Source organism: Pseudoalteromonas sp. SR43-3, from assembly GCF_014163875.1.
GTDB classification, from domain to species: domain Bacteria; phylum Pseudomonadota; class Gammaproteobacteria; order Enterobacterales; family Alteromonadaceae; genus Pseudoalteromonas; species Pseudoalteromonas distincta.
On record NZ_JACJEC010000023.1, the window covers coordinates 1 to 13019 of the forward strand.

The following is a 13019-nucleotide window of genomic DNA, read 5'->3' on the forward strand; positions in this document are numbered from 1 at the left end:
CCAAGCGCACAGGGCGTGCATCTGTGAAAGTGTTATGGCAAGGATGGCTTAAGTTACAAGCCATCCTGGAAGGCTACGATTTAGCAAAATCTCTTGAGTCAGACTTGTGATCAAGAGACAGCTAATTAGCGCCTTTTTGATTATTGTTTAATTTTTATAATTGCCACTCTCTGGCTATCAGCTCACTTGGTTGACTCGTTAACCACTCTTGCGGGCGTAAGTAATACTGATATAGGTTAGCTTCTGGGCTACTTGGCTCTGGTTTATAGTTATATTCCCAGCGTGCAAGTGGTGGCATAGACATTAATATAGACTCAGTGCGCCCGCCACTTTGTAATCCAAATAAAGTGCCCCTATCCCATACTAAATTAAACTCAACGTAGCGCCCGCGACGATAAAGCTGAAAATCACGTTGTTGCTCTGTGTATTCGTCATTTTTGCGACGTTCAATAATAGGTAAATAGGCATCTAAAAATCCATTACCCACCGATTGCATAAACGCAAAACTCTTTTCAAAACCAAGTTCGTTTAAATCGTCAAAGAATAAACCGCCTACTCCGCGAGTCTCATCTCTGTGCTTTAAATAAAAGTACTCGTCGCACCAGGTTTTGTATTTTGGATAAACGTCGCTGCCAAAAGGCGCACAAATGTCGTGAGCAACTTGATGCCAATGTTGTACGTCTTCTAATACTGGATAAAAAGGAGTGAGATCAAACCCGCCACCAAACCACCATATTGGCTCTTCGCCTTCTTTTTCGGCTATAAAAAAGCGCACATTGGCATGACTTGTTGGTACATGAGGGTTTTTAGGGTGAATAACTAACGACACACCACACGCATGAAAGCTGCGCCCTGCAAGCTCTGGTCTGTGCGCTGTTGCCGAACCAGGCATTGAAGCGCCAAATACATGAGAGTAATTAACTCCGCCTTGCTCTATTACAGTGCCATTAGTGGTTACGCGTGTACGACCACCACCGCCTTCTGCTCGCTGCCAGTTATCTTCTATAAATTTAGCACTGCCATCTGCAGCCTCCAAACCTTGGCAAATAGTGTCTTGCAAAGCCATAAAGTATGCTTTTACTTGATTTAATAATTCGCTTTGCATATTAACCTCTAAATATTTTGCCAGTCATGGCGTCTTTTATTGTGCTTGGTTGAGTATTACCACCTAACGGCTCGTCAACGTAAAAGCCAACTTGTTCTGCAAATTGCGCTTTGGCTTGCTCAATACTAATTACCGTTTCTTGACCGGTTAAGTTTGCACTGGTTGATACTAATGGCTTACCAAACTCTTGGCACAAACGCTTTACTGTTGGATGGTTTGTTACTCTTACCGCGATGGTATCAAACTGCCCTGTGAGCCATTTAGGCGTATTTTTAGATGCAGGCATAACCCATGTAATTGCAGCAGGCCAACTCGAAAAAATATCAGCGCGTTTATCCATTGGTATTTTTGCATCATCTACGTATTTTAATAATTGTCCGTAGTTATCAGCGATTAAAATAAGCCCTTTTTCAACCGGGCGCTGCTTAATAGCTAATAGTGCCTCAACGGCTTGTTGATTATCTGGATCACAACCTAAACCATATACAGCTTCTGTTGGGTATAAAATAACTTCGCCTTGCGTTAAGCATGTTATTGCAGTGGGCGTATTTGAAAGGTCTGACAAAGTAGTCTCCAGATATAATTAAACGTTATTCAGTTGGGGTGAGCTTATGCATGCAGCTTTTTTGTGGGCATTGCAATAATATGCCGTTTGCCATATTTCTTTCTATGACGATAGGCCAGTCACATTCAGGACACGGATGTTCAACCGGTTTATTATTAAGCGTGTATTTACAACTTGGGTAGCAATCACAAGAATAAAATACTTTACCAAACTTATTACTGCGCGCGACTAAATGACCTTTTTTGCATTTAGGGCAACTAGGCAAAGTATCTTCGCTTTGCTTTTCTTCATTTTCGTTAGCAATGTAATGACACTCTGGATAGCCCGTACACCCAATAAACATACCATAGCGGCCATTTTTAACCACCAGCGGTTTGCTACACTCAGGACATGCTGAATCTTCTAATATTTTGATTTCGTTACTGTCGTGATGTGCCAGCGGCCTAATAAAGTCGCATTTGGGATAACTTGCGCATCCTAAAAAAGGGCCTGATTTACTATTGCGGATCACTAACTCTGAACCACACTGTGGGCATATCTCGTATTCTTTTTCGAGGGCGTGCTTGTTCGCCGAGAAAAGCGAATGGTCGATTTTACTCATGGTGATCCTAATAGGTTGGTGAATTTTCGCCTAATATACCCAAACCACTTAAAGATACAAGCAATGCCGTGCTTATCCTTTTAAGTAATTTGAGTACAATCAAGATAATTATCTCTAATGAAGAAGTTCGCTGGGTTCATCAAAAATCAAATCTTCCATTTGCTCATATGCCTCTTCAGAGCCAGGAACGTTAAACAAGATCATAAGTACAATCCACTTTAAGTCTTCTAGGCTTATAGTAGGTTTATCGAGAGAGGCTAAACAGTCCATTACCATTTCACGTGTTACATTGTTAATTACGCCTATTTGTTCAATAAACATTAAAAAGCCACGACACTCAGCGCTGAGCCTTTGGCATTCACTATCGGTAAATATACGCACAGCATCTTTAGGGTTAGCAATAAGATAAGGAGACTCATCGCTGTGTTGTAAATCGGCTAGTTGCTCTAACCAATCAAGAGCTTTAAATATCTCAGGCTTATTAAAGCCAGCACGCAGTAGCTCATCGGTTAACTCATTTTGCTCTGCAAATATATCCGCTTCGCTATGAATGTAATTTTCAAAAAGATACAAAAGAATATCAAACATATTACCTTCCTGCGCTTAACTTGATGTAACCATCTAACACTCGCTCAATCTGATCGTCTAATTCTAAATCGAGCAACCTACTGAGTACTTTATCTATTGGCCACTGCGCACGACGCACAATGTCATCTACACTGGTTACTTCAAAGCCAATACTATTTAAAACTTCACATTGAGAATTGGCTTGAATCGGCTGCTCTTTATTAAATACATTATTGTCGTAAGTAAAACTCACCTCATCAAGAATGTCAGCCACGTTTTCTACCAGCTTAGCACCTTGCTTTATTAAAAAGTGACTTGCCTGCGCTAACGGGTTTTTAATAGAACCCGGTACTGCAAATACCTCTTTATTTTGTTCAAGCGCATAGCGTACTGTAATTAACGAACCACTTTTAATTTCAGCTTCAACAATAAGCACTCCTAACGATAACCCAGAAATAATACGATTACGGCGCGGAAAGTTGTGCGCATGAGCAGCTGTGCCTGGTAAAAACTCACTCACCAGCAAACCGCTTTCTAAAACTTGGTTTGTTAATAGTTTATGGCGTTTGGGATAGTAAATATCAACCCCAGTACCAAGCACCGCTATGGTTTTACCTGTACCAGCAAGAGAGCCTTTATGTGCTGCACCATCTATTCCCCGCGCCATACCTGAAGTAACCGTAATACCCGCCAAAGTTAACTCGTATGCAAATTCTGAGGCTATTTCAAGCCCGGTAGGTGTAGCATTACGGCTGCCTACAATTGCAATCTGTGGAGTTGATAATAACGAGACATCTCCCCTGCAAAAGAGTAATAAAGGCGCACTGGCAATCTGCCGGAGATCTTCTGGGTAAAGCGGATCAAAAATACAGACAACAGTAATGTTGTTCAGCGCTATTAATTGCTCATAATGACTGACTTGTTGCCAATTGGTGTTGAGTAAATTGCTCGCTTGATTAGCGGTTAACCCAAGCTGTAAAAGCTTGTCATGAGATAAGTCGAATAACGACCCAAGGGAATAGTTTGTAGATAGTGCTAAAAGGGTTTTTATACCCAACCCTTTACACATATAAAAGGCAAGCCAGTGGGCTAGCTTGCCAGATGACTGATCCATGCTCTCTCCTAGAGCACCGACTCGCTACTTCTTAATGAATAACTGCAATATCTCCAATGCGAATTGGGTGCTGGTTTTTAGTTATTAATGCATAACTTACTTTGTCATACACTTTAAAGACAATTAGCTCACCAACTTTTTCTTTAGGCATGGTCCACGTTGTGTTTTGTTCGTCAGACTCATCACCAAATAATTGGCTCACATCAGATAAAAGCTTCTCATATTTACTAGAATCTTCTGGGTAACGAGGGCCACGAGGACCATCAATAACCGTTGGTGATTGACGCTCTAGATCTAATACATGACCCGCTTCTATATTTTGTTCACTGCCTAAGTTTAGCACCACAACATCCATTGTGCTGAATTCTCTAACTTCGCGTGGTGAAGCAATAATATTACCTGTTACAGGTTCTGAAGGGCGGTGTATATCAAAGTACGCAGGAAGCATTTGGCCTTCCATTGCCGGCATTAAAAAATCACCTTGCTGAATTTCTCGTTTAACAGACTCAACGCGTAATGACGAAGGCACGCCATTTTTCTCATCGCCCGCTCTAAAAGCACGTGCTATACCCACGTAAGATGCACGCGTTGCTAACACTTCACCGGTTAAATCAGTGTAGGGGTCACCTTTATGGTAAATAGCATATGCTTTATGTACTTGTAAGTCGCCTTTAACATATAAAATATGACCTAGCGTTTGTGTTTTAGTATTTTCGTTTGCACCTAAAATATAAGGTTTACCTTTAATATCGTCACTGTTCATTGCTTGCTCGTAACTGATATAAGGTTTGATCATTTCAAGCGGCAAAGTAGTAATAGCATCACGCCCTTTTGGTGTAATACGACCCTGAGGAGATAGCTTTCTATATCCTTTATTGATCACTAAACGTGGGTTTCCATCTGCATCGTATATCAACGCTAATGCATCACCGGGGTAAATTAGGTGTGGGTTGTCAATTTGTGGATTCATTTGCCAAAGTTCAGGCCATAGCCAAGGCTCATCTAAATAGATGCCAGAAATATCCCAAAGTGTATCGCCTTTTTTTACAACATACTGTTTTGGTGCGTCTTTTTTTATTTTAAGTACATCAGCAACTGCGGGAAACGCAGCGCTTAACGTAAGCATGATTGCAAGTAGTGGAGATTTCATCGAGCTTCCTTGTATTGTTTTTTCATTATTATTGCCCAAAACCTGTTAAAGGTGAACGCGAATGGCTAAAATAAGAGCATACAATACCCTAAATTAAGCACAAGTGAAAAAGGTAACTATGGCTAGGTTAGAAGTTTTAAGATTTCCAGATGAACGTTTACGTACTGTAGCAAAAGATGTTGTACAAGTTGATGACACAGTACGCCAAATTGTAAAAGACATGCTAGAGACAATGTACGATGAAAATGGCATTGGTCTTGCGGCCACGCAAGTAGATATTCATCAACGAATCGTTGTTATTGATGTATCAGAAGAGCGCAATGAGCCACTGGTATTAATTAATCCACAAATCATTAAAAAAGACGGCTCTACCGTTAGCGAAGAAGGCTGTTTATCAGTACCTAACTCGTATGCAAAAGTAGATCGCGCAGAAACAGTAACAGTCGCTGCACTTAACGAAAACGGTGAAGAATTTGTACTAGATGCAGATGAATTATTGGCTATTTGTATTCAACATGAACTAGATCACCTTCAAGGTAAGCTATTCATTGATTACTTATCTCCATTAAAGCGCCAACGTATTCGTAAAAAGCTTGAAAAAGAAGCCAAGTTTGCAGAACAGTAATAAGCACCTTAGGAAAACTCAGTGACTCAACCATTACGCATTATATTTGCCGGTACGCCGGACTTTGCCGCACGTCATTTACAAGCGCTGATACAAAGCGAACACCAAATAGTGGGTGTATATAGCCAGCCAGATCGCCCTGCAGGTCGTGGTAAAAAATTAAAAGCCAGTGAAGTGAAAGAGCTAGCGCTTGAGCACAACTTACCGGTTTTTCAGCCACAGTCATTAAAAAATGATGAAGCACTAGCTGAGCTAACAAGCTTAAATGCCGACATTATGATTGTTGTAGCATATGGTTTAATTTTACCTAAAGCTATTTTAGAAGCGCCACGTTTAGGTTGTTTAAATGTGCATGGCTCTATATTACCGCGCTGGCGCGGTGCTGCACCTATTCAACGCGCAATTTGGGCAGGTGATGAACAAACCGGCGTAACAATAATGCAAATGGATGAAGGGCTAGATACCGGCGATATGCTACATATAAGCCGCTGCCCTATTAGCACAACAGAAACTAGCGCAAGCTTATATACAAAGCTTGCTGAGCTAGGTCCAGATGCGTTAATTGAAACCATTAATAAATTAGCTAATGGTGAGATCACCCCTGAACCTCAAAACGATGAACTTGCTAACTACGCTAAAAAGCTTTCTAAAGAGGAAGCTGATATCGACTGGTCCATGAGTGCGCTTCAAATCGAGCGAAACATTCGCTCTTTTAACCCGTGGCCAATGTGCTTTACCCAAATGGGTGGGCAAACAGTAAAGATTCATCAAGCGCAGGTTATGCTGCAATCAGGTGATCCTGGGCAAATTTTATCAAGCGACAAAAATGGCGTAGTAGTGGCGTGTGGCGAACACGCTTTATGTATTACGCAATTACAGCCGCAAGGTAAAAAACCAATGGCAATTAACGACTTTTTAAATGGTCGTAGTGACTGGGTTACTCCTGGCACAATATTAGGCGAAAACAATGAGTAATGTTCCAAACGTACGAGCGCTTGCCGCTGAAACTTTATATAACGTAGTTGATAAAGGCGCATCGCTTAATCAAGAACTTCCATTTGCAAGCCAAGGCTTGCCGCCTAAAGATAAAGCGTTGCTACAGCAAATTTGTTATGGCGTTTTACGCTACTTACCGAGCCTTGAAAATTACTGCCAACACTTAGTAGAGCAGCCATTAAAAGGTAAACGTAGAATATTTCAGTTTTTATTATACGTAGGTATTTATCAACTGCAGCATATGCGCGTACCACCTCATGCTGCCATTTCAGAAACGGTTAACGCACTGGCTCAACTACGCGCTTTAGGATTAAAAGGACTGATAAACGCCATTTTACGTAGCTTTCAGCGTCAACAAGCTGAGCTTGAAGAAAAAGCGAAGCTTATTCCGGTATGTTTATACAACCATCCAAATTGGTTTATTAAACAGGTGCAAACAGCCTACCCAGATAGCTGGGAAGCACTACTTGAAGAAAACCAGCAACAAGCGCCAATGTGGCTTCGTGTCAATCAAGCCCAATTTAGCACGCAAGAATACAGTGACATGCTCAGCGCTAACGATATTGAACACACCTTAAACCCTGATTTTATTGATGGGATTAAGCTTGCCAAACCACGTGATGTATTTTCGTTACCTGAGTTTGATACAGGTGCATGTTCAGTACAAGATGCTGCAGCACAGTTGGCAGCCCGCTTTTTAGAACCTAAAGCAGACGACTATATTTTGGATGCCTGCGCAGCCCCTGGCGGTAAAACATGTCATATTTTAGAGCTTGCTGATGCTGATGTACTTGCACTTGATAGCGACTCAACTCGCCTTGAACGTGTTAAGCAAAACTTAACTCGTATTGGCTTAGGTGCAGACCTACAATGTGGCGATGCATCGCAACCACATACCTGGTGGGATGAAAAATTATTTGATCGTATTTTACTTGATGTGCCTTGTTCGGCCACTGGCGTAATTCGCCGTCACCCTGACATAAAATGGTTACGTCGCGCATCAGATATCGAAGACTTAGCCAAGTTACAAAGCGATATTCTTGATAGCATTTGGCCACTGTTAAAACCAGGTGGCACATTGGTATATGCTACGTGTTCGGTTCTTCCACAAGAAAACCAACAGCAAGTTGCTAAGTTTTTAGCTAATAACGATGATGTAGAACATATACCTCTACACGAAAACGATACCGTAACAACGCCAGGTTTGCAGTTACTGCCCGGTGAAAGTGATGGATTTTATTACGCTAAGCTAGTTAAAAAAGCCTAATAGCCGTACACTAAATAGTTAGCCATTTATGAAACATTAAATGGCTATTTTTTTAATTAAATTATGATCAATACCACGGGTAAATAATGAAAATAATTATACTCGGTGCCGGGCAAGTTGGTGCTACGCTTGCTGAAAACTTAGTTGGCGAACAAAACGAAATTACCGTTGTTGATATAGACGGTAACCGATTACGTGAACTTCAAGATAAGTACGACTTACAAGGGGTTATGGGCCACAGCGCGCATCCTGATGTATTACGCCGCGCAGGTGCTGAAGATGCCGATATGATTATAGCGGTAACCAGTTCAGATGAAGTGAACATGGTTGCATGCCAAGTGGCATACAGTATTTTTAAAACGCCTACTAAAATTGCTCGTATTCGCTCAGAGCAATACTTAAAATACCGCGAAAAACTTTTTCAAAACGATGATTTACCAATCGATCATTACATTGCTCCCGAAGCACTGGTCACTAAGTATATTCGCCGTTTAATTGACTACCCTGGTGCTCTGCAAGTATTGCAGTTTGCTGATGGCATGCTCTCGTTAGTAGCCGTAAAAGCTTACTATGGCGGTTTACTTGTAGGTTATGCGTTATCTGCACTTAAAGAACATATTCCTAATGTAGAAACTCGTGTTGCCGCTATTTATCGTCAAGGTAAAGCAATAAAACCATTGGGTACCACCGTTATTGAAGCCGATGACGAAGTATTCTTTATTGCCGCTACAAAACATATACGCGCAGTAATGAACGAGCTACAAAAACTTGAGCGTTCGTACAAAAAAATTATGATAGCTGGTGGCGGTAACATTGGGGCAGGCCTTGCCCGCTCACTTGAAAAAAACCACACCGTTAAACTAATTGAACGCAGTAAAGAACGTGCTGAGCAACTCTCAGAAATGCTCGATAACACGGTCGTTTTTTGTGGTGACGCATCTGATCAAGAACTGCTCTCAGAAGAGCATATTGAACAAGTAGATGTGTTTATTGCCGTAACCAACGACGATGAAGCAAACATTATGTCAGCCATGCTTGCAAAACGTATGGGCGCACAGAAAACCATGGTGCTTATCCAGCGTGGTGCTTACGTTGATTTGGTACAAGGCGGCGAAATAGACATTGCCATATCGCCACAACAAGCAACAATATCAGCGTTATTAACGCACGTACGCCGTGGTGATATTGTTAATGTGTATTCACTGCGTAAAGGTGCGGCAGAAGCCATAGAAGCGGTTGCTCATGGTGATGAAAGCACATCTAAAGTTGTTGGTCGCGCGATTGCCGACATAAAACTTCCAGCGGGTACAACTATTGGCGCAATAGTACGTAATGACGATGTACTGATAGCTCACGATGATACAATTATTATGTCGGGCGATCATGTCATTATGTTTTTAATCGACAAAAAACATATTACCGTTGTAGAAAAACTATTCCAAGTAAGTGCTATATTCCTTTAACTAGTTACGCTAATTAGTTAATTTAAAATACAAAAAAGCCGCTGACTAAGGCGGCTTTAGTGGAGTATCTTGGAATATTGATTACTGTACCTTTGAAAACTCTTCTTTAGAGATTTCACCATTTCCATCAGTATCTAAATCATCAAAAATCTTCACAAGTTGAGGGTTAACCTTCGCTTCTTCCATTGTAATCGCACCGTCGCCATCTGCATCAAAAGAGGCAAAATCTACTGCAGCATATGCTGCTGATGAAGATGCTAAAACGATAACTGCAAGTGTTGTATTGAATGTTTTCATAATAATATTCCTAGTAATATGGGAAGTCCTTTTCAAAGATCCCTGACTGTGAAAAATGTTTAATCTGAAAAAAGATTAGTAATTAGCGAATTCTTCTTTAGAAAGCTCGCCGCTACCATCTGTGTCTAGCTCAATAAATTCAGCCATTAAATCGGTATCGACTGCCGCTTCGCTTGGGCTAATTGTGCCGCTACCATCGATATCAAGGCTGTCAAAATCTGATGCTGCAAATGCAGCTGAAGAAGATGCTAGTACTATAAGTGCTAATGCTTTATTTAAATGTTTCATAACTTAATCCTTCAATGTTCTATCAAAAAAATTGCTTCGTTTAACTTAAAACGTAATTTTTCACTTCCTTGTTATCCTCTTTCGTAAGCTCCCTTGCCTACTTAGGTTGTCTTTGGCAACTCAGGATAAATACTTTTTAATTAAGCTTCTGAAAATTCTTCTTTTGATAACTCACCATTTTGGTCAGTATCAAGCTCAGAAAACATGCTCATTAATTTTGCGTCTACTGATGCTTCTGCTTGGCTAATTGTGCCACTGCCGTCTACATCAAGTGTGTCAAAATCTGTTGCTGCAAAAGCGGCTGAAGAAGATGCAATAGCGATAAGTGCTAAAGTTTTATTAATGCTTTTCATAATATGTATCCTTCAAATTTATGTGTGTGCGATTAAGTGTTTCACTTTGAATCATGATTTCGTTCAGTACACCCTGACTATTACAACTTAAATGCCAACATTGAAAAGCCATTAACTTTCAACAAGTTAAAAACAAAACATACAATAAGTAGGAATTTTCAGAGTCATTACTGTTGCCTTTTCGCAACACGCTTTAGAGGTGAAAAACTAAAGTCATTAAAAACAAATAGTTATGTTTATATAAAAAGATACATTTTAAAATGTAGAGCTATAAAAGGAGGGATTTTAAAAAATAATTAAGGTTAATTTTAACGAAGTAGCTATAACAACAAAAAACAAGCCATAACAAAAAATACGTAAAACATTGTTTTATCTGAATAATATTTTTAATTATATAAAAACAAAAAAACACTTTATAAATACTCACGTAAAACGACATTTTGTTGCAAATAAGCGAAAAACGATTTAGTCAACGGTGGGATCAAGCGCAGATGGGTCTATAAAATGCTCTTTCATAAAGGTTTTCATTTCATCCTCGCTTGCTAGTAGCTTAATTCCGCAGTGCACACCTGCGACATGCTCTTTAACACTGCAAATTTCACCTTCAAAATCTTTATCACTACTATTGAGTACGACAGTGCATTGCATATCTTTAATACCTTCAGCTTGCTGATCGCCTCTAATATCAAACATTACACCAGTGAGTGAAATGTCCTTAATAAGGCCTTCAAGCACTCTATCGTCACTTAGTTTTAGCTTTGCAGGTAACAAGGTAGGTATGCGTGTTTGCGAGCGTAGCGCAAATAGCTGCACTTGCTTAGGAAAATTAATAAAGACGAGTTTAGCGGGATGAGAGGCTACTGACATAATTTGCTGGCGAAACGCAATAACTTGCCCGCCACTGCCTTCAATCAGTGCTCTTACAACAACCATTACACCATCACGTAAATAGTCACTCGCTGCAGGTAAACGCTTAGCATTGGGATAATTTAAAATAATAAACTGTTTATCGAGTAAACCAACTAATTCAGTTTTAACACGCTTACTGCTTGTAGGTGTTAATATTTCTAGGTCAACTAAACTGCCTACACCTATATGCTTTAGCTTTTCTAAATTTGTTGGCATATCCCTTTTTCCAATATTTTGTAATTTAAAACTTAAGCCGCTCGTTTATCCACGCCAAAAAGTAGGCGTAAATAACACTAATAAAGTAAATATTTCTAGGCGACCAAACACCATTGCAATAGTAAGCAACCATTTAGCACCATCGGTTATAGCACCATAATGCGACGCTACATCTCCTAAGCCAGGCCCTAAGTTATTTAAACAAGCCGCAGTGGCTGAGAACGCAGTTATGTTATCCATACCCGTGCCCATAAGCGCTAACATGATAATAATAAATACAAGCGCATATGCAGAGAAAAATCCCCACACGGCTTCTACTACTTTGTCTGGCAACGCCTTACGACCCAGCTTGATTGAATATATAGCCCGTGGGTGCACTAAACGATTGAGCTCACGCACGCCCTGCAAATAAAGTAAAAATACGCGCACTACTTTCATACCACCACCGGTAGAGCCTGCACAGCCACCAATAAAGCTCGAAAATATAAGTAAAATAGGTAAAAACAAAGGCCATGTTGAAAAGTTATCAGTAGCAAAGCCTGCTGTTGTACTCATTGAAACAGCTTGAAATAACGCCTGATCGAGGGTTTCATCGCCATTAGCAAATATTTCGTTAGAGGAAAGTACGGTAAAACAAATAACCACCAGCGCTAATTGAATACACAAAAACACCTTAAACTCTGGGTCTCTAATATAAACTTGTATATTTCGGCTCGCCACTGCGGCGTAATGCAGGGAGAAGTTAACAGCGGCAATAATTAAAAAGAACACACAAATAAAGTTAATTACAGGGCTGTCAAAGTGCCCCATGGAGGCGTCGTAAGTAGAAAAACCACCTATCGCCACCGTTGAGAATGCATGGCATATAGCATCAAACCACTCCATTCCCGCAGCCCAATAAGCCAGCATACAAGTAATAGTCAACGACACATAAATATACCAAAGGTGCTTTGCAGTATCGGCAATTCGCGGGGTCATTTTAGAATCTTTTACAGGCCCTGGTATTTCAGCGCGGTACAACTGCATACCACCAACACCTAGCATTGGGAGTATAGCAACAGCGAGTACGATTATACCCATACCGCCAAACCACTGGAGTTGCTGGCGATAAAACAATACCGACTTGGGTAAATACTCAATACCGGTAAGCACCGTAGCGCCGGTGGTTGTTAAGCCAGAAAATGCTTCAAATACCGCATCGGCGAGCGATAAGTTAGGTTCTTGTAAAAAGATAAGCGGCAAGGACGCAAACGCCCCAAGTACCAGCCAAAACAAAACAACAATTAAAAAGCCTTCACGTGCTTTTAAATCACCGTTTTCATGGCGGTTTGGGTAATAAGCCATCATGCCAATAACAACACTAAAGATAAATGCTAAAACAAAAGGAACACCACCACCGTCTTTGTATATTAAAGACACCAGTGCCGGAGGCACCATGGTAATACTAAACAGCGCAACAAGTTGGCCAAGAATTTTTATGATGGTACGAAATTGCATTTAGCT

At 40.5% G+C, this 13019-nt stretch carries 15 protein-coding genes; 4 read left to right on the forward strand and 11 right to left on the reverse strand.

Annotated elements, in window-relative coordinates:
- Window positions 1–154: 154 nt before the first annotated feature.
- The 6 genes from hemF to H5088_RS17930 all read right to left on the reverse strand — a co-directional run bounded on the left by hemF (window position 155) and on the right by H5088_RS17930 (window position 5102).
- Window positions 155–1105, reverse strand: coding sequence for an oxygen-dependent coproporphyrinogen oxidase (gene hemF, locus H5088_RS17905; RefSeq protein ID WP_024594982.1), 951 nt, complete (start codon window positions 1103–1105; stop codon window positions 155–157).
- Window position 1106: 1 nt separating this feature from the next.
- A complete protein-coding gene (locus tag H5088_RS17910; RefSeq protein WP_004335153.1) occupies window positions 1107–1670 on the reverse strand; it encodes an L-threonylcarbamoyladenylate synthase in 564 nt (187 codons plus the stop codon).
- Window positions 1671–1695: 25 nt separating this feature from the next.
- On the reverse strand, window positions 1696–2271 hold the full coding sequence (locus tag H5088_RS17915; protein WP_004335155.1) for a type I DNA topoisomerase: 576 nt from the start codon (window positions 2269–2271) through the stop codon (window positions 1696–1698).
- A gap of 114 nt (window positions 2272–2385) precedes the next feature.
- Window positions 2386–2859: a DUF494 family protein gene (locus tag H5088_RS17920; RefSeq protein ID WP_004335158.1), complete on the reverse strand. Its 474-nt coding sequence runs from the start codon at window positions 2857–2859 to the stop codon at window positions 2386–2388.
- A gap of 1 nt (window position 2860) precedes the next feature.
- Window positions 2861–3952: a DNA-processing protein DprA gene (dprA, locus tag H5088_RS17925; RefSeq protein ID WP_182693018.1), complete on the reverse strand. Its 1092-nt coding sequence runs from the start codon at window positions 3950–3952 to the stop codon at window positions 2861–2863.
- A 31-nt stretch (window positions 3953–3983) separates the two neighbouring features.
- A complete protein-coding gene (locus tag H5088_RS17930) occupies window positions 3984–5102 on the reverse strand; it encodes a LysM peptidoglycan-binding domain-containing protein (RefSeq protein ID WP_004335161.1) in 1119 nt (372 codons plus the stop codon).
- A gap of 118 nt (window positions 5103–5220) precedes the next feature.
- On the opposite strand from H5088_RS17930, the gene def reads away from it, so the two are divergent.
- The 4 genes from def to trkA all read left to right on the forward strand — a co-directional run bounded on the left by def (window position 5221) and on the right by trkA (window position 9453).
- The gene (gene def / locus H5088_RS17935; protein WP_004335162.1) at window positions 5221–5727 is read left to right on the forward strand and encodes a peptide deformylase; all 507 of its coding nucleotides are present in this window, start codon (window positions 5221–5223) and stop codon (window positions 5725–5727) included.
- A gap of 21 nt (window positions 5728–5748) precedes the next feature.
- Window positions 5749–6702 (forward strand): methionyl-tRNA formyltransferase, encoded by a 954-nt coding sequence (gene fmt / locus H5088_RS17940; protein ID WP_182738246.1) that lies wholly within the window; start codon window positions 5749–5751, stop codon window positions 6700–6702.
- Window positions 6695–7990 (forward strand): 16S rRNA (cytosine(967)-C(5))-methyltransferase RsmB, encoded by a 1296-nt coding sequence (rsmB, locus tag H5088_RS17945; protein ID WP_004335167.1) that lies wholly within the window; start codon window positions 6695–6697, stop codon window positions 7988–7990. The genes fmt and rsmB overlap by 8 nt, the downstream gene beginning before the upstream one ends.
- A gap of 86 nt (window positions 7991–8076) precedes the next feature.
- Complete coding sequence (gene trkA, locus H5088_RS17950) at window positions 8077–9453, forward strand: Trk system potassium transporter TrkA (RefSeq protein ID WP_154904167.1); 1377 nt, start codon at window positions 8077–8079, stop codon at window positions 9451–9453.
- Between the two features lie 81 nt (window positions 9454–9534).
- Here the strand turns inward: trkA and H5088_RS17955 are convergent, their stop codons facing one another.
- The 5 genes from H5088_RS17955 to H5088_RS17975 form a co-directional block, all read right to left on the reverse strand.
- A complete protein-coding gene (locus H5088_RS17955; protein WP_024597191.1) occupies window positions 9535–9750 on the reverse strand; it encodes an EF-hand domain-containing protein in 216 nt (71 codons plus the stop codon).
- A gap of 75 nt (window positions 9751–9825) precedes the next feature.
- Window positions 9826–10038 carry a calmodulin gene (locus H5088_RS17960; RefSeq protein ID WP_004335174.1) on the reverse strand — a complete coding sequence of 71 codons (213 nt, stop codon included), beginning with the start codon at window positions 10036–10038 and terminating at the stop codon, window positions 9826–9828.
- 140 nt (window positions 10039–10178) lie between these two features.
- The gene (locus H5088_RS17965; protein ID WP_004335175.1) at window positions 10179–10391 is read right to left on the reverse strand and encodes an EF-hand domain-containing protein; all 213 of its coding nucleotides are present in this window, start codon (window positions 10389–10391) and stop codon (window positions 10179–10181) included.
- A gap of 465 nt (window positions 10392–10856) precedes the next feature.
- On the reverse strand, window positions 10857–11516 hold the full coding sequence (locus H5088_RS17970; RefSeq protein ID WP_182754029.1) for a flagellar brake protein: 660 nt from the start codon (window positions 11514–11516) through the stop codon (window positions 10857–10859).
- Between the two features lie 45 nt (window positions 11517–11561).
- Window positions 11562–13013 (reverse strand): TrkH family potassium uptake protein, encoded by a 1452-nt coding sequence (locus tag H5088_RS17975; protein WP_004335179.1) that lies wholly within the window; start codon window positions 13011–13013, stop codon window positions 11562–11564.
- Window positions 13014–13019 lie beyond the last annotated feature (6 nt).